A 26,533-nucleotide genomic window follows, 5' to 3' on the forward strand; every position below is an offset into this window, starting at 1 on the left:
TCGATCCGAATTGAGGCCGCGGCTCACGCCGCCTTGAGGGCGCCGGCGAGGCTCTCGAAGAGGCCGCGTCCGTCGGTGGGGCCGATCTCCGGCTCGATGTAGTTTTCCGGGTGGGGCATCATGCCGAGCACGTTGAACTTCTCGGAATAGATGCCGGCGATCCCGTTGATGGCGCCGTTGGGGCCGTCCGTCTCGTCGATCCGGCTGTCCGGCCGGGCATAACGGAAGGCGACGCGGCCCTCGCCCTCGATGCGGGCGATGGTGGCCTCATCGGCGGTATAATTGCCTTCGCCGTGGGCCACCGGGATGCGGATCAGCTCGCCCTTGCGATAGGCCTTGGTGAAGGGCGTGTCGGCCCGCTCCACGCGCAGCAGCACCTCGCGGCAGACGAAGCGCAGGCGGGCGTTGCGCACCAGCACGCCGGGCAGGAGGCCCGCCTCGCACAGGATCTGGAAGCCGTTGCAGATGCCGAGCACCAGGCCGCCGCGGGCGGCATGGGCGCGCACGGCCTCCATGATGTTCGCCCGCGCGGCGATGGCGCCGCAGCGCAGGTAGTCGCCATAGGAGAAGCCACCGGGCAGGACCACGAGGTCGGTGCCCTTGGGCAGCTCGTGCTCGGCGTGCCAGACCACCTGGGGCTTGGCGCCGGAGACGAGCCGCAGCGCGCGCACGGCGTCCTGCTCACGATTGGAGCCGGGGAAGAGGATGACGGCTGGTTTCATGATCTCTCAGTGGATGCCGACGAGGCCGAGCCTGCGTTCGATGCGAGCGAGCCGCGCGTCACGGCCCGCGTGCATGCCGTATATGGTGTTCATGTCCTGCCCGAAGGCCTGTCGGGGATCGCACCGGGCGATCACCTCTTCGCGAGCCTCAAGCCCTTCGCGAGCCTCAAGGACCCGCGCGCCGAGGGCCGCGCCCTGCGGGATCGACTTCGGAACCTCGATGAGAAGCTCGTTGGTGATCTCGGCCATCATGCCCTCTCGGCGGCCTTGCTCCCTGAAGCGGCCGCCAGACTATAACATCCTTCGCCCGTCACTCGGCGAATTCGACCTTGTAGGTCTCGATCACGGTGTTGGCGAGGAGCTTGTCGCAGGCTTCCTTGAGGGCGCCCTCGGCGGCGGCGCGGTCGTTGCCGGCCAGCTCCACGTCGAACACCTTCCCCTGCCGCACGCTCTGCACGCCGGCCACACCCAGCGACCGCAGCGCGCCTTCGATGGCCTTGCCCTGCGGGTCGAGCACCGCCGACTTGAGGGTGACGATCACTCGGGCCTTCATGGAAACCTCGCCTTCATGGCACGCGCTTGCGCCCGCGCTGTTGCTTGCCCGCCGCCGGGCACCGCCTGGCCCGCACAGGGCCCGGCAACGCAAAACGGGGGCCGATCCGGCCCCCGCCTAGCACTTTTCGGGTATGGGAAACAACGCCCCCGCCCGAATTGACGCGTCACTTCACGAGGACGGGGCCCTTGCCCTGCGTCGGATCGTTCTCCATCAGGATTCCGAGCCGGCGCGCAACCTCGGTGTAGGCCTCCACGAGGCCGCCCATGTCGCGGCGGAAGCGGTCCTTGTCCATCTTGTCGTTGGACTTGATGTCCCAGAGCCGGCACGAATCGGGGCTGATCTCGTCAGCGACCACGATCCGCATCATGTCGTTCTCCCACAGGCGGCCGCATTCCATCTTGAAGTCGATGAGACGGATGCCGGCCCCGAGGAAGAGGCCGGACAGGAAGTCGTTGACGCGGATCGCGAGCGCGATGATGTCGTCGATTTCCTGGGTGGTGGCCCAGCCGAACGCGGTGATGTGCTCTTCCGACACCATCGGGTCGTTGAGCGCGTCGTTCTTGTAATAGAACTCGATGATCGAGCGCGGCAGCTGCGTGCCCTCCTCGATCCCGAGGCGGGTCGAGATGGAGCCGGCGGCGACGTTGCGCACCACGATCTCGAGGGGGATGATCTCCACTTCCCGGATGAGCTGCTCGCGCATGTTCAAGCGGCGGATGAAGTGGGTCGGCACCCCGATGTCGTTCAGCCGGGAGAAGATGTACTCCGAAATCCGGTTGTTCAGCACACCTTTGCCGTCGATGACATCGTGCTTCTTCGCATTGAAGGCCGTGGCATCGTCCTTGAAGTGCTGAATGAGTGTGCCGGGCTCGGGTCCTTCATAGAGGACTTTCGCCTTGCCTTCGTAGATTCGGCGGCGGCGGCTCATGGGAATATACCGCTGATTGAGGAAATCCATGGGTTTGCCAAGGCTCCGTTCGGGTGACGCTCCTCGGCTGGACCGGGGATGTCTGTTTCAAGGACATCCCAAGCCCGATCGGACACTAGCCGATTGGACGGCTGGATACAACGCGCGTCCCGATGCGCCCACCCGTGCCATCCCCTTGAAGAGGCCGGGCGGCCATCAGGTCGCATGGTCGGGACGGGGCACGGCGCCTCACTGCCGTTGATCTAATATGAGGCGGGGGATATTCAAGGCGCGCGTGCGGACGACGGCTGCCCTTGCGTGAGTGCAGCGGCAACCCAAATCAGCCATGTCCGCGCAAACAGATCAGGCCGGCCGCCGGCCGCCCATTCGCAGGAAGAGGGGTGCCATGACCACGTTCGACAAGCGCGAGGAAGGTTTCGAAAAGGCTTTCGCGCTCGACGAGGAGACGCGGTTCCGGGCGCTCGCCCGCCGGAACAAGAAGCTCGGCCTGTGGGCCGCCGAGAAGCTCGGTCTCGCCGGCGAGGAGGCTCTTGCCTACGCCAAGTCCGTCGTCGAGGCCGACCTGCAGGAAGCCGGTGACGACGACGTGTTCCGCAAGCTGCGCGCCGACTTCGACGCCAAGCAGGTGGACGTCTCCGACCACCAGATCCGCCGCAACATGGACGAGTTCCTCGCCGCTGCCGCGGCCGAGGTGAAGTCCGGCAGCTGAGCCCGCACAGGGTTTCCCGCCGCGTCCCGTGACGCGGCGGCCCAAACAAAAAGGCCGCCCACCGGGCGGCCTTTTCTTTTTCGGGTCCCGCGCCGGATCAGCGCGAGTAGAACTCGACCACGAGGTTCGGTTCCATCTGAACCGGGTAGGGCACCTCGTTCAGCTCTGGGATGCGGGCGAAGCGCGCGGTGAGCTTGTGGGTGTCGAGCTCGATGTAGTCGGGCACGTCACGCTCGGCGAGCTGCTGCGCCTCGATCACGATGGCGAGCTGGCGGGAGGCTTCCTTCACCTCGATCACGTCATCCACCTTGACGAGGTAGGACGGGATGTTCACGCGCTTGCCGTTCACCTTCACGTGGCCGTGGGAGACGAACTGGCGGGCGGCGAAGATGGTGGGCACGAACTTGGCGCGGTAGACCACCGCGTCCAGGCGGCGCTCCAGCAGGCCGATGAGGTTGGCGCCGGTGTCGCCCTTGAGGCGCGAGGCCTCGACATACACCTTGTGGAACTGCTTCTCGCCGATGGAGCCGTAATAGCCCTTCAGCTTCTGCTTGGCGCGCAGCTGCACGCCGAAGTCGGACAGCTTGCCCTTGCGGCGCTGGCCGTGCTGGCCGGGACCGTACTCACGACGGTTCACCGGGCTCTTGGGGCGGCCCCAGATGTTCTCGCCCATACGGCGATCGATCTTGTGCTTGGCCGCAATGCGCTTGCTCATGTAACGCGAATCCCTGTTGGTTCGTTCGGGTTTGGATCGCGCCCCTCCTCTGCGAAATGGCTTGGGAACCAAGAGGTTCCGGACCGTTCCGCCGACAGGCTCGCCCGGCGCGCTGCCTTGCGAAGCCACGGGTGCGTGAAACGCCAAGCGGGCCACTTCCGGCCCGCGAGGTGGCGGGTTCTTAGTCGCGAAAGCGTGTCGAGTCAACGCCGGCGGCGCTTTTCGCCCTCAGGCGGTGAGGTGCTCGACGAGAATCGTCGCGCCGAGGGCGACCAGGGCGAGGCCCGCGACCACCTCCGCCACCCGCCCGAGACGCACGCCCACGAGGCGCCCGATCAGCATGCCGCCCGACGACATGATGAAGGTGGTCAGGCCGATGGCGGCAGCGGTGATCCAGATGTTCACATCGAGGAAGGCGAGCGAGACGCCCACCGCCATGGCATCGATGCTGGTGCCGAAGGCCGTGGCCAGCAGCACCGGCAGAGAGCGCCCGCGCGGCGCCGCTTCGTCCCGCGTGGAGAAGGCGGAGGCCAGCATGTGCAGGCCGACGCCGCCGAGCAAAGCGAAGGCGATCCAGTGGTCCACCGCTTCCACATAGCTGCTGGCGGCAAGGCCGGCCACCCAACCGATGACCGGCGTCGCGGCCTCGACGAGGCCGAACACCATGCCGGTGCGCAGGGCCTCGGCGAATCGCGGGCGGCCCATGGCGGCGCCGCGGCCGACGCTGACGGCGAAAGCATCAACGGACATGCTCAGGGCGAGCACGAGGATCGTGGCGGGTGACATTTATCTATCCAGGCGGAGGGGGAGGCTTTGAGAACCCTGGCGCATCCAGCCCGTCCGCGCGCGAACCGGTGCGTCACGGTCTCGCCGGGCCGAACATTTCGGCTGGCCGCGCCATGCGCAATCCGCGCAAGCCTGTTGGCACGACCCCGCCCGGCGCGTCTCCCAGGCGGTGGCTACTCCCCGATTGCGCCTCTGATAGCGGCTTCGCAGGAGCGCGGTAAACCCGCGGGCCGAACTCTTTAGCGCAACTAACTCGCAATCGCGATTTGCGTGGGAGGAAAACCTGTTGCCGGGCCGTGGCGCGACTGGTCTTATCGGGGCACCAGCCACCGCACGCGCGATCGTCGCCACAGCCGCGTTGTCCATGGAGAACGTCCGTGAAAGTCCTGGTCTTCCAGCATGTCGCCTGCGAGCACCCCGGCCGCTTCCGCGACTTCATGCGCGCCGATGGCGTCCTATGGGATGCCGTGGAGCTGGATGAGGGCGAGACCATCCCGGCCTTCGACGACTATGCCGCCCTGATGGTGTTCGGCGGCCCCATGGACGTGTGGCAGGAGGAGGAACTGCCCTGGCTCGTCGCCGAGAAGGCGGCGATCCGAGATTGGATGGCCACCGGCAAGCCCTATCTCGGCGTCTGCCTCGGCCACCAGTTGCTCGCCGATGCGCTCGGCGGCAAGGTCGGTCTCATGCCCCGGCCGGAAGTGGGCGTCACCGACGTGTCGCTGACGTCGGCCGGGCGCGAATCCCCCCTGTTCAAGGGGCTCGCCCCCACCTTCCCGACCCTCCAGTGGCACGGCGCCGCCGTGCTGGCCCTGCCGCCGGGCGGGGTGGTGCTCGCCGAGAACGAGCATTGCGCCATTCAGGCGCTGCAGGTCGGGGAAAAGGCGTTCGGCATCCAGTATCATGTGGAGCTGACCGACGCGACGGTGCCTGAATGGGGCGTGATTCCCGAATACCGCTGCGCGCTGGAGGCCATCACCGGAGCCGGCGGGCAGGCGCTGCTGGAGGCCGCGACAAAGGAGCGGATGCCGGTTTTCGCGGCGGCGGCGGAGCAGCTTTACCGGAACTTCAAGGCGACGTGGTGAGGGGCGAGCTCCCCCCTTCTCCCCTCGCGGGAGACGGGGTATCGCAGCCTAATACCGTCATCGCCCGGCTCGTCCGGGCAATGACGGTTGGGCCGGGTCGGTTCTTCGGGCAGCGCGCAGGCGAATGGGTGGATCGCCCGGACGAGCCGGGCGATGACGTACGAATGGGGGAGGGGCTTGGCCGCCGTGCGCGCGCAGGCTGCGCTCAGAACCCCACGGCCGTGCCGGTGAGGTCGTAAGGCCCGGCGGCTTCGATCTTGACCGTGGCGATCTCGCCCACGCGCAGGGGGCGGCGGGAGACCACCTTCACCGTGCCGTCGATCTCCGGCGCATCGCCCTTGGTGCGGCCGATCGCGCCCTGTGCGCTCACGGAATCGATGATGACCTGCTGGCGGGTGCCCACCTTCTTCTTCAGCCGCCGCGCCGAGACCTTCTGCTGGGTGCGCATGAAGCGGTCGTAGCGGTCCTGCTTCACCTCGTCAGGAACAGGGTCTGGCAGGGCATTGGCATCGGCGCCGCGCACCGGCTCGAACTTGAAGGCGCCGGCGCGGTCGATCTCGGCCTCTTCCATGAAGGCCAGAAGCTCCTCGAACTCCGCTTCCGTCTCGCCCGGGAAGCCGACGATAAAGGTGGAGCGGAGCGTCAGGTCCGGCACCGCCGCCCGCCACGCCTGGATGCGGGCGAGGGTCTTTTCCTGCGAGGCCGGGCGCTTCATACGCTTCAGCACGGTGGGGCTCGCGTGCTGGAAGGGAATGTCGAGATAGGGCAGCACCTTGCCGGCGGCCATCAGCTCCATCACCGCATCCACGTGCGGATAGGGATAAACATAGTGCAGGCGCACCCAGGCGCCGAGGTCGCCCAGCGCGGCGGCTAGGTCGAGGAAGCGGGTCGCCACTTCCTTGTCGCCCCACTGGCTCGGCGCATAGCGCAGGTCCACCCCGTAGGCGGAGGTATCCTGCGAGATGACGAGCAGTTCCTTCACCCCCGCCTTCACCAGCTTCTCGGCCTCGCGCAGCACGTCGGCGGCGGGGCGGGAGACGAGATCGCCGCGCAGCTTGGGGATGATGCAGAAGGTGCAGCGGTTGGAGCAGCCTTCGGAGATCTTCAGATAGGCATAGTGCCGGGGCGTGAGCTTCACGCCCTGCTCGGGCACGAGATCGAGGAAGGGATCGTGCTGCGGTGGCACCGCCTCGTGGACGGCGGCGAGCACGCTCTCATATTGCTGCGGGCCGGTGATGGCGAGGACGCTGGGGTGCACCTCGCGGATCTGCTCAGGTTCTGCGCCCATGCATCCGGTGACCACCACCTTGCCGTTCTCCGCCAGCGCCTCGCCGATGGCGGACAGGCTTTCCGCCTTGGCGCTGTCGAGGAAGCCGCAGGTGTTGACGATGACGAGGTCCGCGCCTTGATGGGTCTTCGTCAGCTCGTAACCCTCGGCGCGCAGGCGCGTGACGATGCGCTCACTGTCCACCAGCGCCTTCGGGCAGCCGAGGGAAACGAAGGAGATGCGCGGCGCGGGCTCGGCCATGGGGAGGCAGGTTCTTTCTGAAGCATTTTCCAGCGAAGGGGTACCGGTTCGCGTGACGAAAATGCGTTGAAACAGGTGGCTGTGCGAAGGGCGTGCGCTTACGGCAGCGCGACGGGGCCGTCAACGCCGGGTCTCTGGCGGGCCTTTGTGGCCGAAGGAGGGAGGAGGGGCCGGACGCCGACCCCGCGCCTCACACCGGCTTCAGCAGTACGTGCTTCTTCTTGCCCATGGAGAGCTTCACCACGCCCTCGGGGGTGAGCGCCGCGAGGTCGAGCGTTGCCTTCTCGTCGGTCACAACGGCGTCGTTCACGCGAAGGCCCCCGCCCTTGATCTGGCGGCGCGCCTCGCTGGTGGAGGCGACAAGGCCGGCCTCCACGAAGGCGTTGGCGACGGGCAGGCCCGCCTCCAGCTTCGCGCGCGGCAGCTCGACGGTGGGCAGGTCCACGGCCAGAGCGCCCTGCTCGAAGGTGGTGCGGGCGGTCTCCTTGGCCTTCTCGGCGGCCTCGCGGCCGTGCAGGAGCGCGGTCGCCTCGGTGGCGAGCACCTCCTTGGCGATGTTGATCTCCTGCCCCTGGAGGGTGGCGAGGCGGGCGATCTCATCCAGCGGCAGCTCGGTGAAGAGCTTCAGGAAGCGCTCCACGTCCGCATCGCCCGCATTGCGCCAGTACTGCCAGTACTCGTAAGGCGAGAGCAGGTCGGCATCGAGCCACACGGCGCCGCCGGCGGTCTTGCCCATCTTGGCGCCGGAGGAGGTGGTGAGCAGCGGGGTTGTCAAAGCGAAGAGGTCGGCACCGTGCATTCGGCGGCCCAGCTCCATGCCGTTGACGATGTTGCCCCACTGGTCGGAGCCGCCCATCTGCAGCATGCAGCCGTGGCGCCGGTTCAGCTCCACGAAGTCATAGGCCTGCAGGATCATGTAGTTGAATTCGAGGAAGGTGAGCGGCTGCTCGCGCTCCAGGCGCAGCTTCACCGAATCGAAGGTGAGCATGCGGTTGATGGTGAAATGCGGCCCCACCTCGCGCAGGAGGGGGATGTATTTCAGCTCGTCGAGCCAGCCCGCATTGTTCTCCATGATGGCGCCGCCATCGAAATCGAGGAAGCGCGCGAAGACCTTGCGGATGGAGGCGATATTGTCCGAAATCTGCTGATCCGTCAGCATCTTACGGGCCTCGTCCTTGCCGGACGGGTCGCCGATCTTGGTGGTGCCGCCGCCCATGAGCGCGATCGGCCGGTGGCCGGTGCGCTGCAAGGTGCGCAGCATCATGATGGAGAGCAGGTGCCCCGCATGCAGGCTCGATGCGGTGGCGTCGAAGCCGATATAGGCGGTGATGGGCCCTTCCGCGGCCTTGGCGTCGAGGCGCTCGAGGTCCGAGCACTGGTGGATGTAGCCGCGCTCGTGAAGCGTGCGCAGGAAGTCGGAGCGGAAGGAAGGAGAAGTCATCACACAAATCGAGGCTTGAGGCTGGCGCTCACGCGCCGGAAAGGAGCGGTGGTGTATCAGGTCCGGCGCAAGAATGCATGTGCGTGAGGCGAGGGGGCGGATATGCGTGTGGTCGGGCTGATGAGCGGCACCTCCATGGACGGCATCGACGCCGCCTTGATCGAGACTGACGGCGAGAGCGTCGGCTGGCTCGGCTCGGCCATTACCCGTCCCATCGACGCCATGACCCGCGCCCTCCTCGTCACCGCCATGGAAGATGCGCGGGGCGTGAACCATCGGGACGATAGGCCGGGCGCGCTGGCGGAAGCCGAGCGCCGCATCACCGATCTCCATGCCGAGGCGGTGCGGGCGCTGCTGGAGCCGCTGCGGTTCACCCCCGGCGACATCGATCTCGTGGGCTTCCACGGCCAGACGGTGATCCACCGGCCCGATGCGCGCCTGACCGTGCAGATCGGCGAGGGGCAGCGGCTGGCTACGGCGCTGGGCATCCCGGTGGTGGCGGATTTCCGCGCGGTGGATGTGGCGGCGGGCGGGCAGGGGGCGCCGCTGGTGCCGGTGTTCCATCAGGCGCTGGTGCGGCGGCTCACCCTGCCGCAGCCGGTGGCGGTGCTGAATGTGGGTGGGGTCGCCAATGTCACGGTCATCGATGGCGATGCCCCGCCCATCGCCTGCGATACCGGGCCGGGCAACGCCCTGATCGACGATTTCCTGAAAGACCGCACCGGCGTGCCCTTCGACGCGGATGGCCGCGCGGCGGCGCGGGGGCGGGTGGACGAGGAGCGCGTCGCGGCTGTTCTGGCCGACCCCTTCTTCCAACAGCCGCCGCCCAAGTCACTGGATCGCAACGCCTTTCGGCGTGGCGTGGCGGAACGGATGGGGCTGGCGGGCCTGTCCGTCGAGGATGGCGCGGCGACGCTGACGGCCCTGACTGCGGCGACGGTCGCGGCCATCGTGCCGTTCCTACCCCGGCGTCCTGTGGTGTGGATCATCGCGGGGGGCGGCGCGCGCAATCCGACTTTGCTCGCCATGTTGGCGGAGCGTCTCGGGGCGGAGGTGCGCACGGCGGACAAGGTGGGGTGGTCCGGCGATGCGCTGGAGGCCCACGCCTTCGGCTATCTCGCCGCGCGTTCCGTGCGGGGCCTGCCGCTGACGTTTCCTACGACCACCGGGGTGGCGGCGCCGATGACGGGTGGGGTGCTGTTCCGGCCTTGAGGGGTCTCTGGCACCCCTCTCCCCTTGCGGGAGAGGGGTAGGGGGTGAGGGGGGCTGGTCGGGGTTCGCCAACCAACAGGCCGGGCAAAAGGCGCGATACCCCTCACCCCAGCCCTCTCCCGCAAGGGGAGAGGGAGCACGGTTGGCTCCAGACCAACCTCCCAAACGAAAACGGCGCGCCGAAGCGCGCCGTTCAAGCGGGGAGAGCCGCGCTCAGGCGGCGCTGTCCTTGCGGGTGCCGGGGAGGCGCTTGTCGAGATAGGTGCCGACCACACCCATCAGATCCTCGGTCTTGCCGTCGAAGAAGTGGTTGGCGCCGGGCACCACCTGCTGCTCGATGACGATGCCCTTCTGGGTCTTCAGCTTCTCCACCAGCGTCTGCACCGCGGAGGTGGGCACCACCGCATCCTTGTCGCCATGGACGAACAGGCCGGAGGAGGGGCAGGGGGCGAGGAAGGAGAAGTCGTAGAGGTTCGCCGGCGCTGCGATGGAGATAAAGCCTTCCACCTCCGGACGGCGCATCAGCAGCTGCATGCCGATCCACGCGCCGAAGGAGAAGCCGGCGATCCAGCAGGCGCGGGCGTCCGGGTTCACCGACTGCGCCCAGTCGAGCGCGGCGGCGGCGTCCGAAAGCTCGCCCTGGCCGTGGTCGAACGAGCCCTGCGAGCGGCCGACGCCCCGGAAGTTGAAGCGCAGCACCGAGAATCCGCGGTTCACGAACTGGTAGTACAGATTGTACACGACCGGATTGTTCATCGTCCCGCCGAACTGCGGGTGCGGATGAAGAATGATGGCGATGGGCGCGTTGCGGGTCTTGGCGGGCTGGTAGCGGCCTTCGAGGCGCCCCTTTTCGCCGGGGAAGATCACTTCTGGCATGGAAGTCTGCAACCTCTGGGTAGCAATGACGCGCGGCGCGCCCGTTCCGTCCTATAGGACGACGGGTCCGGCGCGGGAACCCGTCAGCATGACCCCTGTCGACTTGACGCCGGAACGGTAATGCTTGACTAACGGACGCGCGAGACCTATCTATTTAGAATAATTCTAATTTGTTCCCGGCGGCTGCGCGAACCGAGGGGCGCTGCGTTGTGAGAACGGGTGAAGTTTGACCTATGACGGAGATCGCCGGCAATTGCAAGCCTGGCACGGGTCGCGGGTGCGTTTGGCACATGCGGCCGGGAGGCGGAGATGAGCGCGGGCGACGCGTCACGGCAGATGGGTACCATCGCGGGCACGGTTGAGGCGACCATCGCTTCCCGCCCGGCGGTGCCTCGCCGCGCCTATCTCGATCACAACGCCACGAGCCCCCTTCGGCCCGAGGCCCGCGCCGCGCTGGTCGCCGCGCTGGATGCCGGCGGCAATGCCTCTTCCGTCCACGCTGAAGGCCGCGCCGCGCGCGCCCGCATCGAGGCTGCCCGCGCGGCCGTCGCGGCGCTGGCGGGTGCGCCCGTCCGGGGCGTGGTCTTCACGTCCGGCGCCACCGAGGCGGCGGCGCTGGCGCTGCATCCCGCTGTCGAGATCGCTGGCCGGGCCAAGCCCTGCGACGTGCTGCTGGCGAGCGCGGTGGAACATCCGGCCGTTCTCAAGGGCCATCGTTTCCCCTCCGACGCGCTGGAAATCCTGCCGGTGGACGGCGAGGGGCGGCTTGATCTGGCCGCGCTGGCCGAGGCGCTGGCCCGCCATCGCGCCTCCGGCCGGCGCGTCCTGCTCGCGGTGATGGCCGCCAACAACGAGACCGGCGTGATCCAGCCCGTGGCCGAGGCGGCGCGGCTGGTGCGTGAGGTGGATGGCATCGTCTTCTGCGACGCGGTGCAGGCCGCCGGGCGCATCCCGCTGGACATGGCGGCACTCGGCGCCGATTTCCTGGCCCTCTCCGCCCACAAGATCGGCGGCCCCCCCGGCGTTGGCGCGCTGGTGGCGGCGGGACCTGACCATCGCACCGTGTCGCTGCTATCTGGCGGCGGGCAGGAGCGCAACCGGCGTGCGGGCACCGAGAACGGGCCGGCCATCGTCGGCTTCGGCGCGGCTGCAAATGCCGTCAAGGCAGCGCTTTCCGCCGAGGCGGATCGGCTTGCCGTGCTGCGCGACCGTCTGGAACGGGCGGTGCTGGAGGGCGTTCCTGGAGCGAGGGTTGTGGGCTCGGGTGCCGATCGCCTGCCCAATACCACCATGGTCACATTCGCCGGACTTCGGGCCGAGACACTGGTGATCGCGCTGGACCTCGCCCACGTAAGCATCAGTGCCGGCTCTGCCTGCTCGTCCGGCAAGGTCGGCGCCTCGCAGGTGCTGCTGGCCATGGGACTGCCCGAGGATGAGGCGGCGGGCGCCATTCGCCTGTCGCTCGGCTGGTCGAGCACCATCGAGGATGTGGATGCCGCGGTCGAAGCCTTGAAAAAGGCCGTGCCGCAGCTGAGAAGCCGCGCTTCGCGCGCGGCATAGCGGATTAAGCCGCGCTTTGCGCGGTTAGGGGAATTACGCCGCGCATGATGTGCGGCACACGGACTTGACCCGCGGGCCTTGACCCCGCGTGGGAGAGGAGAAGAGAGATGCCTGCGGTTCAGGAGACCGTCGAACGCGTCCGCGCGATCGACGTGGATCAGTACAAGTACGGTTTCGTCACCGATATCGAGAGCGAGAAGGCCCCCAAGGGCCTGTCGGAAGACACCGTTCGCTATATCTCCGCCCGGAAGAACGAACCGGAGTGGATGCTGGAATGGCGGCTCGACGCCTACCGGCGCTGGCTCACCATGGAAGAGCCCACCTGGGCGCGGGTGAGCTACCCGAAGATCGATTTCCAGGACTATTATTATTACTCGGCCCCCAAGGCGGCGCCGAAGTCCATCGACGAGATCGACCCCGAAATCCTCAAGACCTACGAGAAGCTCGGCATCCCCCTGCGCGAGCGCGATGCGCTGCTCGGCATCCAGCGCGAGGGCGGCTCGAAGGTGGCGGTGGACGCGGTGTTCGACAGCGTGTCGGTCGCCACCACCTTCAAGGAGGAGCTGGCCAAGGCGGGCGTGATCTTCATGCCCATCTCTGAGGCCATCCGCGAGCATCCCGAGCTGGTGAAGAAGTATCTCGGCTCGGTGGTCCCCGTGTCCGACAATTTCTACGCCACGCTCAATTCGGCGGTCTTCTCGGACGGCTCTTTCGTCTATGTGCCGAAGGGCGTGCGCTGCCCCATGGAGCTTTCCACCTATTTCCGCATCAACGAGCGCAACACCGGCCAGTTCGAGCGCACCCTCATCATCGCCGATGAAGGTGCCTATGTGAGCTATCTGGAAGGCTGCACCGCGCCCCAGCGCGACGAGAACCAGCTGCATGCGGCGGTCGTCGAGCTGGTAGCGCTGAAGGATGCGGAGATCAAGTATTCCACCGTCCAGAACTGGTATCCCGGCGACAAGGACGGCAAGGGCGGCATCTACAATTTCGTCACCAAGCGCGGCGACTGCCGCGGCGACAATTCCAAGATCTCCTGGACCCAGGTGGAGACCGGATCGGCAATCACCTGGAAGTATCCGAGCTGCATCCTGCGTGGCGACAATTCGCAGGGCGAATTCTATTCCATCGCCATCTCCAACGGCCACCAGCAGGTGGATTCGGGGACGAAGATGATCCACCTCGGCAAGAACACGTCGAGCCGGATCATCTCCAAGGGCATCGCCGCCGGGCACTCGGACAACACCTATCGCGGGCTCGTCTCGGCCCACCGCAAGGCGACGGGCGCGCGCAATTTCACCAACTGCGACTCGCTCCTCATCGGCGATCTCTGCGGGGCGCACACCGTGCCCTACATGGAGGCCAAGAACGCCTCGGCCCAGTTCGAGCACGAGGCGACCACCTCCAAGATCTCCGAGGACCAGCTGTTCTACTGCCTCCAGCGAGGGCTCTCGCAGGAGGAGGCGGTGGCGCTCATCGTCAACGGCTTCGTGCGCGACGTGCTCCAGCATCTGCCCATGGAATTCGCGGTCGAGGCGCAGAAGCTGATCGCCGTGAGCCTGGAAGGCTCGGTGGGCTGACGAACCGGCCGGCGCGCCGCCGGCTCCATCCCTTCTCGCGCAGCGCGTCCTTCGGGGCGCAGCCGCGCGGATCGACATTTCAAGGACCGACCATGCTCGAAATCCGCAATCTCCACGCCCGCATCGGCGAGAACGAGATTCTCAAGGGCCTCGACCTCACCATCCCGGATGGCGAGGTGCATGCCATCATGGGGCCGAACGGCTCCGGCAAGTCCACGCTCTCTTATGTCCTCTCGGGCAAGCCCGATTATGAGGTGACGGATGGCAGCGTGGCCTTCGATGGCGCGGACCTGCTCGCGCTCGACGCCAGCGAGCGCGCGGCGGCGGGTGTCTTCCTCGCCTTCCAGTATCCCATCGAAATCCCCGGCGTCGCCAACATGACCTTCCTGCGGGCGGCCATGAACGCCCAGCGCAAGGCGCGCGGCGAGGAGGAAATCTCCACCCCCGACTTCCTGAAGCTGGTGCGCGCGAAGGCGCCGGACCTCGGCATCTCGCAGGACATGCTCCGGCGCGGCGTCAATGTCGGCTTCTCCGGCGGCGAGAAGAAGCGCAACGAAATCCTCCAGATGACCCTGCTGGAGCCCAAGCTCTGCATTCTGGATGAGACCGATTCCGGCCTCGACATCGACGCGCTCAAGGTGGTGTCTCACGGCGTTAATGCGCTGCGATCGCCTAAGCGCTCCATGCTGGTCATCACCCATTATCAGCGCCTGCTCGACCATATCGTGCCGGATGTGGTGCACGTGATGCACAAGGGCCGCATCGTTCGCTCCGGCGGGCCGGAGCTGGCGCTGGAGCTGGAAGAGTCGGGCTACGCGGCGTACGCGCAGGACGCGGCGTGAAGGACGGCACCATGACCATTAACGTCCGACCCGCCCGAACGGCGGCGGAAGAGGCCATCGCCGCCGCGCTCGAGGCGTCGATCGCCACCGAGGCGGGGCAGGGGCGCATCCCTGAACTCCGCCGCGCCGCCCGCGACGCTTTCCTGTCCCACGGCCTGCCCAGCCGCCGTGTGGAAGAGTGGAAGTACACCGACCTGCGCGCCGCCATCCGCGACGTGCCCAATCGCGCCCCCGCGCCGGGCACGGTGGAGGATCTGGAAGCTGCGCCATTCGTGCCGTCGCTGCCGAACGCGGGCCGCATCCTGTTCGTGAACGGCGTGCTCTCCCGCGCCGGCTCGGACTTCGCGGCGCTCTCGGAAGGCGTCACCGCCTTGCCGCTGGATGCCGCCATTGCCGCCGGCGATCCGCTCGCCGACCGCATCAATGCCCTGTCGCCGAGCCGCTATGACGGGCCGCTGGCCCTCAACACCGGGTTTCTCGGCGAGGGCGTCGCGCTCCGCGTCGATGCCGGGGTGAAGGCCGCGCGGCCGGTGCACATCGCCCACGCCTTTCCGGGCGCCGAGGCCGTCGCCGGCTTCACCCGCACCGTCGTGGTGGTGGGCGCAGGCGCCGAGGTGACACTGGTGGAGACCTTCGCCGGGCGCGATGGCGTCGCCTACCAGTCCAACCACGCGGTTGAGCTGGTTGTGGGCGACGGTGCTGTCGTGAATCTCGTGCGCATCCAGGAGGAGGGCGACGCCGCCTTCCACTTCGGCACCCTCATGCTGGAGCTGGGGCGCGAGGCGAAGCTGAACCTGTTCGCCCTCGCCCAGGGCGCTGCATTGGCCCGATACAACGTCTACGGCCGCTTCGAGGGCACCGGCGCCCATGCCGGCATCCGCGGCGCGACCCTCGCCCGTGGTCGCCAGCATTCGGACACGACCCTTGTCATCGATCATGCGGTGGCGGGGGGCGAGAGCCGCGAGCTGTTCAAGACCGTGCTCGCCGACGATGCCCACGGCGTGTTCCAGGGCAAGATCGTGGTGCGCCGGGCCGCCCAGAAGACCGACGGGCGGATGATGAGCCAGTCGCTCCTCCTCTCCGACCGCGCCGAGATGGACAACAAGCCGGAGCTGGAAATCTTCGCGGATGATGTCCAGTGCGGCCACGGCGCCACCGCCGGCGCCCTCGACCGCTCCATGCTGTTCTACCTGCGCTCGCGCGGCCTGCCGGAGAAGGAAGCCGAGATGCTCCTCATCCAGGCCTTCCTCGGCGAGGCGGTGGAATATGTGGAGAATGCGGACCTGCGCGACCTGCTGATCGAGCGGATCAGCGGGTGGCTGGAAAAGCGGGCGGGGTAGGCAGCGCGGCATCCATCCGCCTCCCCACCGTCATCCTCCAGCTTGACTGGAGGACCCACGGCCGCCGGGGCCAGCGGAGAGATGGACCCTCCGATCGAGCCGGAGGGCGACGCAAACGAGAGATAGTGGCGCTCCGAGGCCGCAAGGCCAACGAGGCCGACCGACATTCCTTGAGGACATTGCCAGAAGGATTTGGCCATGACTGAGCCCCACCCCGCCGTCGCCAATGGCTCCTTCGACATGGAGCGGGTGCGCGCGGACTTTCCGGCCCTGTCGCTGGAGGTGAACGGCCATCCGCTCACCTATCTCGACAATGCCGCCTCCGCCCAGAAGCCGCGGCAGGTGATCGACCGCATGGTGACCGCCTATGAGCGGGAATATTCCAACGTCCATCGCGGCCTGCACTATCTCGCCAACGCCGCCACCGAGGCGTTCGAGCATGCCCGCGAGACGGCGCGCGCCTTCCTGAATGCCGGCAGCATCGACGAGATCATCTTCACCCGCTCGGGCACCGGCGCCATCAACACGGTGGCCTCCTCCCTCGGCCAGTCCATCGAGGCGGGCGACGAGATTGTGCTCTCCATCATGGAGCACCATTCCAACATCGTGCCGTGGCACTTCCTGCGCGAGCGCAAGGGCGCCGTCATCAAATGGGCGCCGGTGCGGGAGGATGGCTCCTTCGACCTCGACGCCTTCAAGGCGCTGCTGGGGCCGCGCACCAAGATCGTCGCCATCACCCACATGTCCAACGTGCTGGGCACGGTGACGCCCATCAAGGAGATCGCGGCGGCGGCCCATGCGGTCGGCGCCAAGGTGGTGGTGGATGGCTGCCAGGCCATCGTTCACATGCCCGTGGACGTGCGCGACCTCGACGTCGATTTCTACGCCGTCACCGGCCACAAGCTCTATGCCCCCACCGGCATCGGCCTGCTCTACGGCAGGAAGGAACTGCTGGAGGCCATGCCCCCCTATGAGGGCGGCGGCGAGATGATCCGCGAGGTGACGGAGGAGACCGTCACATACGGGGTACCTCCGCACCGTTTCGAGGCTGGAACACCTCCAATCGTGCAGGCCATCGGCCTTGGCGCTGCAATGGAATATGTCCAGTCCATCGGCCGCGAGCGCATCGCCGCGCACGAGCACGATCTCTCGGCCTATGCCCACGAGCGCTTGAGGGCGTTGAATTCCCTGCGGATCATCGGCACGGCGGCGGACAAGGGCGCCATCATTTCCTTCGAGATGAAGGGCGCCCATCCCCACGACGTGGCCACCATCATCGACCGCTACGGTGTCGCGGTACGGGCGGGCACCCATTGCGCACAGCCGCTTTTGGCCCGATATGGTGCGACAGCGACATGCCGCGCATCGTTTGCTCTTTACAACACGCGCGCCGACGTGGACCGTCTCTTTGACGCCCTCGTCAAGGCGCAGGATTTGTTCGCATGACCGATACCAAGTCGATCGAGGCGCCGAACCAGCCGCAGATCCAGTCTCCGATCCCGGAGGCGGAGCTTGCGCGGCTCACCGACGACATCGTGATCGCCCTCAAGACGGTCTACGATCCCGAAATCCCGGTGGACATCTACGAGCTTGGCCTGATCTACAAGGTCGATATCTCGGATGCCCGCACCGTTGCTGTCGAGATGACGCTTACAACGCCGAACTGCCCTGCCGCCGCCGAACTGCCCGGCATGGTGGAGAGCGCCGTCGCGGCCGTGCCCGGCATCTCGGACGTGAAGGTGGACATCACCTTCGATCCGCCGTGGGACCAGGGCCGCATGTCCGAGGAAGCCCGCGCCACGCTCAACTTGTGGTGAGCCCGCGTCATGCCTGACGGGCAGGGGACCGCGCGCAGTGCGCCGCCCCTCGGCCGGGTGCTGGAAACCGGCCTCTACGTGGACGACCTCGACCGGGCGCGCGGCTTCTACGAAGGCGTGCTGGGCCTCGTGCCCATGCTGGACGATGCGCGTTTCGCCGCCTATCCGGTCGGCGGCACCGTGCTTCTGCTGTTCCTGCGCGGATCGGCCGACGCGTCCATCACGCTGCCCTTCGGCGGCGCGATTCCCCCGCACGATGGCGCCGGCCGCCTGCACTTCGCCTTTTCCGCCGAAGCCGCCGACATGGACCGCCGGCGCGCGCACCTGATGGCGCACGGCGTCGCCATCGAGGGCGAGGTGCATTGGCCGAAGGGCTCCACGAGCCTCTATTTCCGCGATCCGGACGGAAACCTCGCGGAGATCGCCAGCCCTGGGCTCTGGGAGAATTATTAGCGCACAGATTCGCCGTCATCGCCCGCCTCGTCCGGGCGATCCACTTTGCCGTTCGTCCGGTGCATCATCGAAAGAGCCGCCCCGGCCGAACCGTGGATCCCCCCGCACAAGGCGGGGGATGACGATCAGTGATGCGGAGGGGGTATCGTCGTGCGACCGCCAAGCCCCAAAAGAAAAAGGCGAGGCCCGGAGCGGGCCTCGCCTTTTTTAATCCACGGCTCCAGCGCTGCCTGCAGATCTAAGTCCGCTTTGGGGGCTGCGCGGCCAATCCGTGATGCCGATTCCGTATGCGCCATCAAAGGCGGCCGTCGGTCGGCTTTTTCTTACCTCTCCTCCCGAGACCTGAACCGCATTCACCGCCGTCTGGCCGGCCGGTGACGGTCCCCTTTCTTGTGCGGGGGGAAAATAGAACAAGAATCTGTCGTTTGTCATCCTTGCGCCGCAATAAGTCGTTCGCTGCGTCGCAATATGGTTGCATGGCACCGCATTCGCGCCACTGCCCTTGTGTTTTGGCCGCCCTTCCGCTTTCACTCCCGCCAGCCTGATTTCCCTCCGCACGAAAAGTCCGAGCCACCCGATGCGACTGTCCCGCTATTTCCTTCCCATTCTGCGCGAGGTGCCCAAGGAGGCGGAGATCGTCTCGCACCGGCTGATGCTGCGTGCCGGCATGATCCGGCAGGAATCGGCCGGCATCTACGCCTGGCTGCCGTTCGGCCTGCGCGTGCTGAACAAGGTCTGCAACATCATCCGCGAGGAGCAGAATCGCGCCGGCGCCATCGAGATGCTGATGCCGACCATCCAGTCGGCGGACCTCTGGCGCGAGAGCGGCCGCTATGACGACTACGGCAAGGAGATGCTGCGCATCCGCGACCGGCACGACCGCGAGATGCTATTCGGCCCCACCAACGAGGAGATGATCACCGAGATCGTCCGCGCCTATGTGAAGTCGTACAAGGCGCTGCCCCTCAACCTCTACCACATCCAGTGGAAGTTCCGGGACGAGGTGCGCCCGCGCTTCGGCGTCTACCGCTCGCGCGAGTTCCTGATGAAGGACGCCTATTCCTTCGATCTCGACGCGGCCGGGGCCCGCCATTCCTACAACAAGATGTTCGTCGCTTATCTGCGCACCTTTGCCCGCATGGGCCTGAAAGCGATTCCGATGGTGGCGGACACGGGACCGATCGGCGGCAACCTCTCCCACGAGTTCATCATCCTCGCCTCCACCGGCGAGAGCGAGGTGTTCTGCCATGGCGACTATCTCGACATGGCGCCGCCCCCCGCCGATGTGAACTTCGACGATCCCGCCGGCCTGCAAAGCGTGTTCGACCGCTGGACGCAGCTTTATGCCGCGACCTCCGAAAAGCACGACACGGCAGCCTTCGAGGCCATCCCGGAAGACCGCCGCCTCGCCGCGCGCGGCATCGAGGTGGGCCACATCTTCTATTTCGGCACCAAATATTCCGAGCCTTTCGGCGCCAAGGTGCTCGGCCCGGACGGCAAGGAGCACACCATCCACATGGGCTCCTACGGCATCGGCCCCTCGCGCCTCGTGGCGGCCATGATCGAGGCGTCTCACGATGAGAACGGCATCATCTGGCCGGACGCGGTCGCGCCCTTCCAGGTGGGCATCCTGAACCTCAAGGTCGGGGACAGCGCGACCGAGGCGGCCTGCGGCGCCCTTTACGCGGAATTGACTGCTGCCGGCTACGACGTGCTGTACGACGACACCGAGGAGCGCGCCGGCGCCAAGTTTGCCACCGCCGATCTCATCGGCCTGCCGTGGCAGATACTGGTCGGGCCGAAGAGCCTCGCCGAGGGCAAGGTGGAACTGAAGCGCCGGGTGGACGGCTCGCGCGAGCTGATCGCCCCGAGCGACATTGTGGAGAGGCTGAAGGCATGACGGCAACCCATGCGGCGGCGGCGAGGGCAGGCGGGGACACCACCGGTACGCGCCCCTTCGCGCCGTTCGAGTGGATGCTGTCGTTGCGTTATCTCAGGGCCCGCCGCAAGGAGGGCTTCATCTCCGTCATCGCCGGCTTCTCCTTCCTCGGCATCATGCTGGGGGTGGCGACGCTCATCATCGTCATGGCGGTGATGAACGGCTTCCGGCAGGAGCTGCTGGGCAAGATCCTCGGCCTCAACGGCCACGTGCTGGTGCAGCCGCTGGAATCACCGCTCACCGACTACAAGGCGGTGGCCCAGCGCATCGCCGCGCTCAACGGCATCCGCATCGCGGTGCCTCTGGTGGAGGGGCAGGCGCTCGCCTCCTCGCCCTTCGGCGCCTCGGGCGTGCTGGTGCGCGGCATGGCGGAGAAGGACCTGCGCGGCCTGCCGTCCGTCGCCCATAACATCCGCCAGGGCACGCTGGAGAATTTCGACCAGGGGCAGGGCATCGCCATCGGCAAGCGCCTCGCCGACCAATTGTCCCTGCGTGCGGGCGACAACATCACCCTCGTCGCCCCGCGCGGCGCGGTGACGCCCATGGGCACCTCTCCCCGCATCAAGGTCTACAAGATCGCCGCGGTGTTCGAGGTGGGCATGTCGGAATACGACAGCGCCTTCGTCTTCATGCCGCTGCCGGAGGCGCAGGCTTATTTCAACCGCAACGCCGACGTGAACGCCATCGAGGTCTATCTCGATAATCCCGACGACGTGGGCGAGCTGCGCGCCGCCATCCAGAGCGCGGCGGAGCGGCCAGTCTATCTCGTGGACTGGCGAGTACGGAACGCCACCTTCTTCGGCGCGCTGCAGGTGGAGCGGAACGTGATGTTCCTCATCCTCACGCTGATCGTGCTGGTGGCGGCGCTCAACATCGTCTCCGGCCTCATCATGCTGGTGAAGGACAAGGGGCACGACATCGCCATCCTGCGCACCATGGGTGCCACGCAGGGCTCCATCATGCGCATCTTCTTCATCACCGGCGCCTCCATCGGCGTGGTGGGGACGCTCTCGGGCCTGCTGCTCGGCGTGATCGTGTGCCTCAACATCGAGAGCATCCGCCAGTTCATCTCCTGGCTCACCGCCACGGAGCTGTTCTCGCCCGAGCTCTATTATTTGTCCCGCCTTCCGGCGCAGATGAATTTCGGCGAAACCTCCTCCGTGGTGCTGATGGCAATGGCGCTCTCGTTCCTGGCCACGCTCTATCCGTCCTGGCGGGCCGCCCGGCTCGATCCGGTGGAAGCTCTGAGGTACGAGTGATGGACATGCCCACCCCGCCCGAAGTTCGCGGTCGCGGCCCCGGCACCGGCTCCCGTCCCCAGTTCGCGCTGGCTTTGGCCGGCGTCGTGCGGCGCTATGCGCAGGGGCAGGGGGCGCTGGAAATCCTGCGCGGCGCCGACCTCGGCATCGCCCAGGGGCAGTCGGTGGCCCTCGTAGCGCCGTCCGGCTCCGGAAAATCCACCCTGCTGCACATCGCCGGGCTGCTGGAGCATTCCGACGCCGGAGAGGTGTTCATCGACGGCGCGCCCACCGCCCGCCTGCCGGATGCCGAGCGCACGCGCATCCGCCGGCTCTCCATCGGCTTCGTCTACCAGTTCCATCATCTCCTGCCCGAGTTCACGGCGTTGGAGAACGTGGCCATGCCGCAGATGATCCGCGGCCTCACCAAGAAGGAATCGGAGACGCGGGCCAAGGAGCTGCTCTCCTATCTCGGTCTCGGCGCCCGCCTCACCCATCGGCCGTCCGAGCTGTCGGGCGGCGAGCAGCAGCGCGTCGCCATCGCCCGCGCGCTCGCCAACGCGCCACGGCTGCTGCTGGCGGACGAGCCCACGGGCAACCTTGATCCCAAGACGTCCGACCACGTGTTCAGCGCCATGTCGGAGCTGGTGCGGGCCACCGGGGTGGCGGCCTTGATCGCCACCCACAATCTCGACCTCGCCGCCCGCATGGACCGGCGTGTCACCCTGCGCGAAGGCAAGGTGGTGGAGCTGGCCTGACGGGCGCCACGGGGCGCTCCCAGAGGGTGGAATGGATTCGTTTTTCGCCGCCTCCAAGATGTTCTGGTTCCTCGTCGCGCCGTCCAACCTGCTGATGCTGCTTGGCGGCTTTGGCCTCTTTCTGGCGATCGCCAGCGGGCGTCGGTGGGGACTGGGGCTTCTCGCCGTTTCCATCGTCGGCTGGGGGGTGCTGGGCTTCTCGCCGGTGTCCAATTATCTCCTCAACCCCCTGGAGGAGCGCTTTCCCATCTACCGGGGCGATGAGCCGATCACCGGCGTGATCCTCCTGGGCGGGGCGGAAGTGGCCGAGGTGGGCATCGCGCGTGGCGTGCCGGCCTATGCCAATGCCGGCGAGCGCGCCATCGCCTTCGGAGCGCTGGCGCGGAAGTACCCCGATGTCCGGCTTGTCTTCTCGGGCGGCAACGGCAAGGGCACCTCCAGTACGCTCACCGAAGCGCGCATGACGATGATCGCCCTGCCCGAACTCGGAATTGCTCCGGAGCGGGTCGAGTTCGAGAGCCATTCACGCAACACCGCAGAGAACGCGCTTTTCACCAAGGAATTGCTGAAGCCCAAGCCGGGCGAGCGATGGCTGCTGGTGACGAGCGCGTTCCACATGCCGCGTGCGGTCGGCTGCTTCCGCAAGGTGGACTTCGACGTGATCCCCTATCCGGTCGATTTCCGCACCGCCGGCCCGAACGAGCTCAACGAGACCTTCTCGCGCACGGCGGTCGGGCTCGATATGGCGGATGTGTCGATCAAGGAGTGGGTGGGTCTCGTCGCCTACTATCTTTCGGGCAAGACCAGCGCGCTGTTTCCGGCGCCCTGAGCGTTTCGTCGGCTTCAGTCGTCGCGCGGCAGGCCGATGCGGTAGACGCCGCGGAAATCGGCCGGGTCCACCGCCTTGCCCTTGCGATAGATCATCAGCCGGCCCTCCAGTGCGAGGCGGACGGCCACCCGGCGCACCACCGGCAGTGCCCGCTGCCATTCGTCCTTCGGCATCAGCGCCAGCGCCGCATCCATGGGGCCGATGCTCTTGCCCGGCCCGGCCTCGCCCGCGAGACGCAGGAGCAGCGCCGCGGCGGCCTCATCGTCGGGCAGAGGGGAATGGCTGGCGGTCGAATCGGAGGGGCGGCTCTCGGTCATGGGGAAGTCCTACCCCATCCGCGCGGATTTTCGCATGGGCAAACCCGGCGCCCCCCGATCCGGCGGCCTGTGGATTGCGGCAGTCCCGGCTCTCGCATGCGAGCCGTTCGTAGGAAGCATGACGCAGGGCTTGCCGGGGCGTTCATAAATTCTTAATGAATGTTGCGTTGCGGGACGCTCGTCGTGCCGCGGGGACTCGTCGAAAGAGCCGCTATCCATCATGGATCTCAGCCAAGGTTATGCCCATCGCCGCTCCTGCTGGGGCGTCGCGCGCACTGCGCTTGCTGTCTTTCTGGTCGCCGTCGCGGTGATCTATCTCTACGGAGGCTTCGACGCCTCCGCGCTTCGGCCCCACTGAACGCGGCCGCCGGGAACACCGGGCGGCTTCGCGGCCGGGGGAACGGGTTTTCCTTTACCATGGGAATTGCGCGCCGGTGCGCCGCGTTGCCTTTGTGCGGCGGACCGGACAATGATCCGCGCCCCGACCGGCAGCCGTAGGCGTATCGTGGGGGCGGGAACCGGAACAGGGACGCAGGCGTTCGCCCGCGTCCCAAGGGCTGCGTCGCGGAGGGCGCCATGCTGGAATGGATGAACCGGACGCTCAGCATTCTGAACAGCAATTTCGATGTGCCGGGCTGGGTCGTGCTCGCGGCCATGGTCATCGGGGCGGTGTTCGTCTTTGTGCTGTTCGTGCGGTCGGAGCCCAATGAAAACCCGCTGACCCTGCTCGTGCTCATCGGCATCCTACTGGGTGGCCTGTCGGTGGGCAGCGCCATGGTCAAGCAGATCATCCAGGCTGCCGCCATCTCGGAAGCGCGGTCGCTGGAATCCCGCGCCGCCGGCCTTGATTCCGCAGCCGCGCAGGCACCGGCCCTCGGCTGTATCGGCGCCGATCCATCCCTGACGGGGGTGTGCGAGGCGGTGTTGTTCGAGCGGCCGGACACGGTGGCCGCCGCCCGCGCCATGGTGCGCGCACGCATGGCGCTGGTCGAAGACGCATTCGAGTTCGTGCGCCGCCGCAAGGCCGACTACCTGACCGAGCGCATCATCGCCTGGCGTCGGCCGCTGGAGCAGGACCCCTACGGCCTCGTCGCTTCCGCGCTGGTGGATTTCTCCGGCTGCACGGTGAGCTATTGTCCGCAGGCCGCGATCTTCGGCGATCCGACGCACATCATCGCCAACATGAACGAGGGGCGCTATGCCAGCCTCGTCAGCAAATATACCCCGGTGTGGGAGCGCAACGCGCGCAACCGCGGCATGACCGGGGGACCGCCGCCACGCACGGGCCCCTTCGGCATGCTGGTGACCCAGCCTGACCCAGCCCACCCGGCCCAGCCCGGTGCCCCGGGCGTTCCCGCTCCGGCCGCGGCGGCGCCAGCCCCGGCGGCGGAAGATCCTGACGTGATCGCGCCGCCTCCCAGCGCGCCGCTGCCGCCCGCCCGCCCGGCGCGCACCCCGGCCGCGCAGGCGACGCCCCCGGCCAATCCGGCCCCGCGTCCCGCCGCGCCCCGTCCGCGGCCCCAGCCTGCGGCGCCGGCCGAAGCCGAACCCGCCGCCGAGGGCGCACCCGCCGCCCCGAACGGCCAATAGCGCGGGCGCGATGGCGCTCCACCTCATCAAGCTGTGCGTCGGCGCGACCTCCATCGCCGACCTCGAAGGCTGGATCGCCGACCGTGCCGATACCGCCCGGCGGGCCGGGGTCCCGTTCGAGCAGATCCACGTCACCCGCATGGTGCCCAGCCGCAAGGACGAGCTAATCGACGGCGGCTCGCTCTATTGGGTCATCAAGGGCGAAGTGGCGGCACGCCAGCGCCTGCTCGAGCTGCGGACCGTGGTCGATCCGGACGGGGTGCGCCGCTGCGGCCTCGTGCTCGATCTCGCCGTCATCCGCGTGGAGCCGCGTCCCTCGCGTCCCTTCCAGGGCTGGCGCTACCTCGCCGACCGGGAGGCGCCCCGCGATCTCGGCACCAGCGCCGGCACCGCCGATCTGCCCGAAGCCCTCAGCCGCGAGCTGCGCGATCTGGGCCTTCTCTGAACGGGGCGGATGACGCTTGGTCATCTGCCGTTCAGGAAGCCTTCGCCATGGTCCGCCCCCGAAGCACCCGGTGCCCCCGCGCCCGGTGCCATCGAGGGAGATCCACATGACCATCCGCTTCGCGCCGGCCATATTCGCCTGTGCCGCCGGCCTGTGCGCGGCCAGCCTGACGGCGCCGGGCGCCGCGATGGCCCAGCAGAGCCAGGCGCTGAAGGAGATTCCCGCCGACAAGGCGAAGCTCACCGGCGCCATGACGGTGGACTACAACTCCCGCTCCATGCGCTCCACCAGCGGCACCGATCTCTACGAGATCAGCGACCTCTCGGTGGCCGACCTGATGATCCTGAAGGGCTCGGTGCAGCGCACGCCGGGCAAGAGCCTCGTCTATTCGGTGAAATTCGACGTCATCAACCCGTCCAACCCTTCCCAGGTGGCGCGGGAGGTGGCGATCCTGCGCGGTGACCTGCAGATCGACGCCAACGGCCGCTACATTCCGGACGCCGGACGGTTGCGCATCGATGTGGTGAAGGGCAACCAGACCTCCTCGCCCTTCGGCGGCTCCATCCAGGGCCGCAACGTGACGCGCTGGTGGGAGGTGGCCGAGCAGCTCCGCCGGGCGCAGAAGGAGGCGGACAAGATCTATTCCCGCATGGTCGACGGCAAGGTGGTGTCGATCCAGGTGAAGAACCCCGATCCGCTGCGCTTCGAGCGCACCCAACTCGCGGCAGGCCCCTTCTCCTTCCTCCCGGACGTGCGTGTCTCCGGCAACCTCGATTACGACTACGAGCTGGGCAATTGGCTGACCGACGCCAATGGCGTGACCTTCGCCTACCCCGTCGCCGACAAGTCGTTCACGGACCGCGTGTCAGGCTCGATCCGCTATGTGGAGGAGAACGGCAACTTCACCGACAAGGCCGGCAAGAAGAAGCCTTATACCGGTTATTACGAGTACAACCTGCGCTGGAACGAGCAGGCGGTGAACACCGACCAGTCCTTCTTCGACGCAAGCGCGGCGCAGGCGCAGTCTGACGCCTTCTTCTCGTCCGCGGACCAGTCGAAGCCCGGCCTCTACGGCCGCGTCTTTTACAACGACAGCGAGGACGCCTGCAAAAGGGTGAAGGGCGACAACGGCCGGGACAAGTGCGTCGGCCCCACCCGCTCGGAAGTGACCTGGGACCTCAAGGCGGAGAAGCTGACCTACGCGCAGCTCGCCAACTGGGTGAAGCTGGAGATGCTCATCCTCGGCCCGCTGACCGACGAGTGAGCT

Annotated in this window: 28 protein-coding genes; 18 read left to right on the forward strand and 10 right to left on the reverse strand. The window is 67.3% G+C overall.

What is annotated here, in order from left to right; translation table 11 throughout:
* Positions 1 to 23: 23 nt before the first annotated feature.
* From purQ to purC, 4 genes are all read right to left on the reverse strand, one after another.
* Positions 24 to 722: a phosphoribosylformylglycinamidine synthase subunit PurQ gene (gene purQ, locus XAN126_RS0111870; protein ID WP_024278811.1), complete on the reverse strand. Its 699-nt coding sequence runs from the start codon at positions 720 to 722 to the stop codon at positions 24 to 26.
* A gap of 6 nt (positions 723 to 728) precedes the next feature.
* On the reverse strand, positions 729 to 971 hold the full coding sequence (locus XAN126_RS0111875; protein WP_155982295.1) for a hypothetical protein: 243 nt from the start codon (positions 969 to 971) through the stop codon (positions 729 to 731).
* 61 nt (positions 972 to 1,032) lie between these two features.
* The gene (gene purS / locus XAN126_RS0111880; protein ID WP_024278813.1) at positions 1,033 to 1,275 is read right to left on the reverse strand and encodes a phosphoribosylformylglycinamidine synthase subunit PurS; all 243 of its coding nucleotides are present in this window, start codon (positions 1,273 to 1,275) and stop codon (positions 1,033 to 1,035) included.
* 166 nt (positions 1,276 to 1,441) lie between these two features.
* Complete coding sequence (gene purC, locus XAN126_RS0111885; RefSeq protein WP_024278814.1) at positions 1,442 to 2,236, reverse strand: phosphoribosylaminoimidazolesuccinocarboxamide synthase; 795 nt, start codon at positions 2,234 to 2,236, stop codon at positions 1,442 to 1,444.
* A 355-nt stretch (positions 2,237 to 2,591) separates the two neighbouring features.
* Between purC and XAN126_RS0111890 the strand changes: the two genes are divergently transcribed.
* On the forward strand, positions 2,592 to 2,915 hold the full coding sequence (locus XAN126_RS0111890) for a DUF1476 domain-containing protein (protein WP_024278815.1): 324 nt from the start codon (positions 2,592 to 2,594) through the stop codon (positions 2,913 to 2,915).
* A gap of 97 nt (positions 2,916 to 3,012) precedes the next feature.
* Here the strand turns inward: XAN126_RS0111890 and rpsD are convergent, their stop codons facing one another.
* Together rpsD and XAN126_RS0111900 are read right to left on the reverse strand one after the other, a co-directional pair.
* Positions 3,013 to 3,630 carry a 30S ribosomal protein S4 gene (rpsD, locus tag XAN126_RS0111895; protein ID WP_024278816.1) on the reverse strand — a complete coding sequence of 206 codons (618 nt, stop codon included), beginning with the start codon at positions 3,628 to 3,630 and terminating at the stop codon, positions 3,013 to 3,015.
* A 228-nt stretch (positions 3,631 to 3,858) separates the two neighbouring features.
* Positions 3,859 to 4,416: a manganese efflux pump MntP family protein gene (locus XAN126_RS0111900; protein WP_024278817.1), complete on the reverse strand. Its 558-nt coding sequence runs from the start codon at positions 4,414 to 4,416 to the stop codon at positions 3,859 to 3,861.
* Positions 4,417 to 4,793: 377 nt separating this feature from the next.
* On the opposite strand from XAN126_RS0111900, the gene XAN126_RS0111905 reads away from it, so the two are divergent.
* Entirely contained in the window at positions 4,794 to 5,501 is a 708-nt protein-coding gene (locus XAN126_RS0111905) for a type 1 glutamine amidotransferase (protein ID WP_024278818.1), read from the forward strand.
* A 205-nt stretch (positions 5,502 to 5,706) separates the two neighbouring features.
* Here the strand turns inward: XAN126_RS0111905 and rimO are convergent, their stop codons facing one another.
* Together rimO and tyrS are read right to left on the reverse strand one after the other, a co-directional pair.
* Positions 5,707 to 7,029: a 30S ribosomal protein S12 methylthiotransferase RimO gene (gene rimO, locus XAN126_RS0111910; RefSeq protein ID WP_024278819.1), complete on the reverse strand. Its 1,323-nt coding sequence runs from the start codon at positions 7,027 to 7,029 to the stop codon at positions 5,707 to 5,709.
* Between the two features lie 190 nt (positions 7,030 to 7,219).
* The gene (tyrS, locus tag XAN126_RS0111915) at positions 7,220 to 8,470 is read right to left on the reverse strand and encodes a tyrosine--tRNA ligase (protein WP_024278820.1); all 1,251 of its coding nucleotides are present in this window, start codon (positions 8,468 to 8,470) and stop codon (positions 7,220 to 7,222) included.
* A 102-nt stretch (positions 8,471 to 8,572) separates the two neighbouring features.
* On the opposite strand from tyrS, the gene XAN126_RS0111920 reads away from it, so the two are divergent.
* Positions 8,573 to 9,682 (forward strand): anhydro-N-acetylmuramic acid kinase, encoded by a 1,110-nt coding sequence (locus XAN126_RS0111920; protein ID WP_024278821.1) that lies wholly within the window; start codon positions 8,573 to 8,575, stop codon positions 9,680 to 9,682.
* A gap of 213 nt (positions 9,683 to 9,895) precedes the next feature.
* Here the strand turns inward: XAN126_RS0111920 and XAN126_RS0111925 are convergent, their stop codons facing one another.
* A complete protein-coding gene (locus tag XAN126_RS0111925; protein WP_024278822.1) occupies positions 9,896 to 10,558 on the reverse strand; it encodes an alpha/beta hydrolase in 663 nt (220 codons plus the stop codon).
* A gap of 309 nt (positions 10,559 to 10,867) precedes the next feature.
* Between XAN126_RS0111925 and XAN126_RS0111930 the strand changes: the two genes are divergently transcribed.
* The 11 genes from XAN126_RS0111930 to XAN126_RS0111980 all read left to right on the forward strand — a co-directional run bounded on the left by XAN126_RS0111930 (position 10,868) and on the right by XAN126_RS0111980 (position 22,914).
* Positions 10,868 to 12,118, forward strand: a complete 1,251-nt coding sequence (locus tag XAN126_RS0111930) for a cysteine desulfurase family protein (RefSeq protein ID WP_348550907.1) — start codon at positions 10,868 to 10,870, stop codon at positions 12,116 to 12,118.
* A gap of 107 nt (positions 12,119 to 12,225) precedes the next feature.
* On the forward strand, positions 12,226 to 13,698 hold the full coding sequence (gene sufB, locus XAN126_RS0111935; RefSeq protein ID WP_024278824.1) for a Fe-S cluster assembly protein SufB: 1,473 nt from the start codon (positions 12,226 to 12,228) through the stop codon (positions 13,696 to 13,698).
* A 92-nt stretch (positions 13,699 to 13,790) separates the two neighbouring features.
* A complete protein-coding gene (gene sufC / locus XAN126_RS0111940; protein ID WP_024278825.1) occupies positions 13,791 to 14,540 on the forward strand; it encodes a Fe-S cluster assembly ATPase SufC in 750 nt (249 codons plus the stop codon).
* A gap of 11 nt (positions 14,541 to 14,551) precedes the next feature.
* Positions 14,552 to 15,880: a Fe-S cluster assembly protein SufD gene (sufD, locus tag XAN126_RS0111945; protein ID WP_024278826.1), complete on the forward strand. Its 1,329-nt coding sequence runs from the start codon at positions 14,552 to 14,554 to the stop codon at positions 15,878 to 15,880.
* Between the two features lie 198 nt (positions 15,881 to 16,078).
* Positions 16,079 to 17,326 (forward strand): cysteine desulfurase, encoded by a 1,248-nt coding sequence (locus XAN126_RS0111950; protein ID WP_024278827.1) that lies wholly within the window; start codon positions 16,079 to 16,081, stop codon positions 17,324 to 17,326.
* Entirely contained in the window at positions 17,323 to 17,697 is a 375-nt protein-coding gene (locus XAN126_RS0111955) for an SUF system Fe-S cluster assembly protein (protein ID WP_024278828.1), read from the forward strand. The genes XAN126_RS0111950 and XAN126_RS0111955 overlap by 4 nt, the downstream gene beginning before the upstream one ends.
* A gap of 9 nt (positions 17,698 to 17,706) precedes the next feature.
* The gene (locus XAN126_RS0111960) at positions 17,707 to 18,150 is read left to right on the forward strand and encodes a VOC family protein (RefSeq protein WP_024278829.1); all 444 of its coding nucleotides are present in this window, start codon (positions 17,707 to 17,709) and stop codon (positions 18,148 to 18,150) included.
* 577 nt (positions 18,151 to 18,727) lie between these two features.
* On the forward strand, positions 18,728 to 20,050 hold the full coding sequence (gene proS / locus XAN126_RS0111965) for a proline--tRNA ligase (protein WP_024278830.1): 1,323 nt from the start codon (positions 18,728 to 18,730) through the stop codon (positions 20,048 to 20,050).
* The gene (locus tag XAN126_RS0111970) at positions 20,047 to 21,348 is read left to right on the forward strand and encodes a lipoprotein-releasing ABC transporter permease subunit (RefSeq protein ID WP_024278831.1); all 1,302 of its coding nucleotides are present in this window, start codon (positions 20,047 to 20,049) and stop codon (positions 21,346 to 21,348) included. The genes proS and XAN126_RS0111970 overlap by 4 nt, the downstream gene beginning before the upstream one ends.
* Positions 21,348 to 22,085, forward strand: a complete 738-nt coding sequence (locus XAN126_RS0111975; protein WP_024278832.1) for an ABC transporter ATP-binding protein — start codon at positions 21,348 to 21,350, stop codon at positions 22,083 to 22,085. Before XAN126_RS0111970 ends, XAN126_RS0111975 begins: the two co-directional genes overlap by 1 nt.
* Before the next feature lie 31 nt (positions 22,086 to 22,116).
* Complete coding sequence (locus XAN126_RS0111980) at positions 22,117 to 22,914, forward strand: YdcF family protein (protein ID WP_024278833.1); 798 nt, start codon at positions 22,117 to 22,119, stop codon at positions 22,912 to 22,914.
* 14 nt (positions 22,915 to 22,928) lie between these two features.
* On the opposite strand, the gene XAN126_RS0111985 is transcribed toward XAN126_RS0111980, so the two are convergent.
* A complete protein-coding gene (locus XAN126_RS0111985; protein WP_024278834.1) occupies positions 22,929 to 23,231 on the reverse strand; it encodes a DUF3253 domain-containing protein in 303 nt (100 codons plus the stop codon).
* 220 nt (positions 23,232 to 23,451) lie between these two features.
* Here XAN126_RS0111985 and XAN126_RS28725 point away from each other — a divergent pair, with 220 nt between their 5' ends.
* The 4 genes from XAN126_RS28725 (at position 23,452) to XAN126_RS0112005 (ending at position 26,530) form a co-directional block, all read left to right on the forward strand.
* Positions 23,452 to 23,589 carry a hypothetical protein gene (locus XAN126_RS28725; RefSeq protein ID WP_197023034.1) on the forward strand — a complete coding sequence of 46 codons (138 nt, stop codon included), beginning with the start codon at positions 23,452 to 23,454 and terminating at the stop codon, positions 23,587 to 23,589.
* Between the two features lie 218 nt (positions 23,590 to 23,807).
* Entirely contained in the window at positions 23,808 to 24,821 is a 1,014-nt protein-coding gene (locus XAN126_RS0111995) for a hypothetical protein (protein WP_024278835.1), read from the forward strand.
* Positions 24,822 to 24,831: 10 nt separating this feature from the next.
* Entirely contained in the window at positions 24,832 to 25,266 is a 435-nt protein-coding gene (locus XAN126_RS0112000) for a DUF1489 family protein (RefSeq protein ID WP_024278836.1), read from the forward strand.
* Between the two features lie 106 nt (positions 25,267 to 25,372).
* A complete protein-coding gene (locus XAN126_RS0112005) occupies positions 25,373 to 26,530 on the forward strand; it encodes a hypothetical protein (protein ID WP_024278837.1) in 1,158 nt (385 codons plus the stop codon).
* Positions 26,531 to 26,533 lie beyond the last annotated feature (3 nt).

It is taken from the genome of Xanthobacter sp. 126, assembly GCF_000526175.1.
Taxonomy (GTDB): Bacteria; Pseudomonadota; Alphaproteobacteria; order Rhizobiales; family Xanthobacteraceae; genus Xanthobacter; species Xanthobacter aminoxidans.

What these genes read in the sequence shown, in the direction of transcription:
- XAN126_RS0111890 (WP_024278815.1), top strand. Translation starts at nt 2,592, where the DNA reads ATGACCACGTTCGACAAGCGCGAGGAAGGTTTCGAAAAGGCTTTCGCG.
- XAN126_RS0111950 (WP_024278827.1), top strand. Translation starts at nt 16,079, where the DNA reads ATGACTGAGCCCCACCCCGCCGTCGCCAATGGCTCCTTCGACATGGAG.
- purC (WP_024278814.1), bottom strand. Translation starts at nt 2,236, where the DNA reads ATGGATTTCCTCAATCAGCGGTATATTCCCATGAGCCGCCGCCGCCGA.
- XAN126_RS0111955 (WP_024278828.1), top strand. Translation starts at nt 17,323, where the DNA reads ATGACCGATACCAAGTCGATCGAGGCGCCGAACCAGCCGCAGATCCAG.
- XAN126_RS0111980 (WP_024278833.1), top strand. Translation starts at nt 22,117, where the DNA reads ATGGATTCGTTTTTCGCCGCCTCCAAGATGTTCTGGTTCCTCGTCGCG.
- purS (WP_024278813.1), bottom strand. Translation starts at nt 1,275, where the DNA reads ATGAAGGCCCGAGTGATCGTCACCCTCAAGTCGGCGGTGCTCGACCCG.
- sufD (WP_024278826.1), top strand. Translation starts at nt 14,552, where the DNA reads ATGACCATTAACGTCCGACCCGCCCGAACGGCGGCGGAAGAGGCCATC.
- XAN126_RS0112000 (WP_024278836.1), top strand. Translation starts at nt 24,832, where the DNA reads ATGGCGCTCCACCTCATCAAGCTGTGCGTCGGCGCGACCTCCATCGCC.
- XAN126_RS0111975 (WP_024278832.1), top strand. Translation starts at nt 21,348, where the DNA reads ATGGACATGCCCACCCCGCCCGAAGTTCGCGGTCGCGGCCCCGGCACC.
- XAN126_RS28725 (WP_197023034.1), top strand. Translation starts at nt 23,452, where the DNA reads ATGGATCTCAGCCAAGGTTATGCCCATCGCCGCTCCTGCTGGGGCGTC.
- rimO (WP_024278819.1), bottom strand. Translation starts at nt 7,029, where the DNA reads ATGGCCGAGCCCGCGCCGCGCATCTCCTTCGTTTCCCTCGGCTGCCCG.
- XAN126_RS0111930 (WP_348550907.1), top strand. Translation starts at nt 10,868, where the DNA reads ATGAGCGCGGGCGACGCGTCACGGCAGATGGGTACCATCGCGGGCACG.
- sufC (WP_024278825.1), top strand. Translation starts at nt 13,791, where the DNA reads ATGCTCGAAATCCGCAATCTCCACGCCCGCATCGGCGAGAACGAGATT.
- tyrS (WP_024278820.1), bottom strand. Translation starts at nt 8,470, where the DNA reads ATGACTTCTCCTTCCTTCCGCTCCGACTTCCTGCGCACGCTTCACGAG.
- purQ (WP_024278811.1), bottom strand. Translation starts at nt 722, where the DNA reads ATGAAACCAGCCGTCATCCTCTTCCCCGGCTCCAATCGTGAGCAGGAC.
- XAN126_RS0112005 (WP_024278837.1), top strand. Translation starts at nt 25,373, where the DNA reads ATGACCATCCGCTTCGCGCCGGCCATATTCGCCTGTGCCGCCGGCCTG.
- XAN126_RS0111970 (WP_024278831.1), top strand. Translation starts at nt 20,047, where the DNA reads ATGACGGCAACCCATGCGGCGGCGGCGAGGGCAGGCGGGGACACCACC.
- rpsD (WP_024278816.1), bottom strand. Translation starts at nt 3,630, where the DNA reads ATGAGCAAGCGCATTGCGGCCAAGCACAAGATCGATCGCCGTATGGGC.
- XAN126_RS0111920 (WP_024278821.1), top strand. Translation starts at nt 8,573, where the DNA reads ATGCGTGTGGTCGGGCTGATGAGCGGCACCTCCATGGACGGCATCGAC.
- XAN126_RS0111875 (WP_155982295.1), bottom strand. Translation starts at nt 971, where the DNA reads ATGGCCGAGATCACCAACGAGCTTCTCATCGAGGTTCCGAAGTCGATC.
- proS (WP_024278830.1), top strand. Translation starts at nt 18,728, where the DNA reads ATGCGACTGTCCCGCTATTTCCTTCCCATTCTGCGCGAGGTGCCCAAG.
- XAN126_RS0111960 (WP_024278829.1), top strand. Translation starts at nt 17,707, where the DNA reads ATGCCTGACGGGCAGGGGACCGCGCGCAGTGCGCCGCCCCTCGGCCGG.
- XAN126_RS0111900 (WP_024278817.1), bottom strand. Translation starts at nt 4,416, where the DNA reads ATGTCACCCGCCACGATCCTCGTGCTCGCCCTGAGCATGTCCGTTGAT.
- XAN126_RS0111985 (WP_024278834.1), bottom strand. Translation starts at nt 23,231, where the DNA reads ATGACCGAGAGCCGCCCCTCCGATTCGACCGCCAGCCATTCCCCTCTG.
- XAN126_RS0111925 (WP_024278822.1), bottom strand. Translation starts at nt 10,558, where the DNA reads ATGCCAGAAGTGATCTTCCCCGGCGAAAAGGGGCGCCTCGAAGGCCGC.
- sufB (WP_024278824.1), top strand. Translation starts at nt 12,226, where the DNA reads ATGCCTGCGGTTCAGGAGACCGTCGAACGCGTCCGCGCGATCGACGTG.
- XAN126_RS0111995 (WP_024278835.1), top strand. Translation starts at nt 23,808, where the DNA reads ATGCTGGAATGGATGAACCGGACGCTCAGCATTCTGAACAGCAATTTC.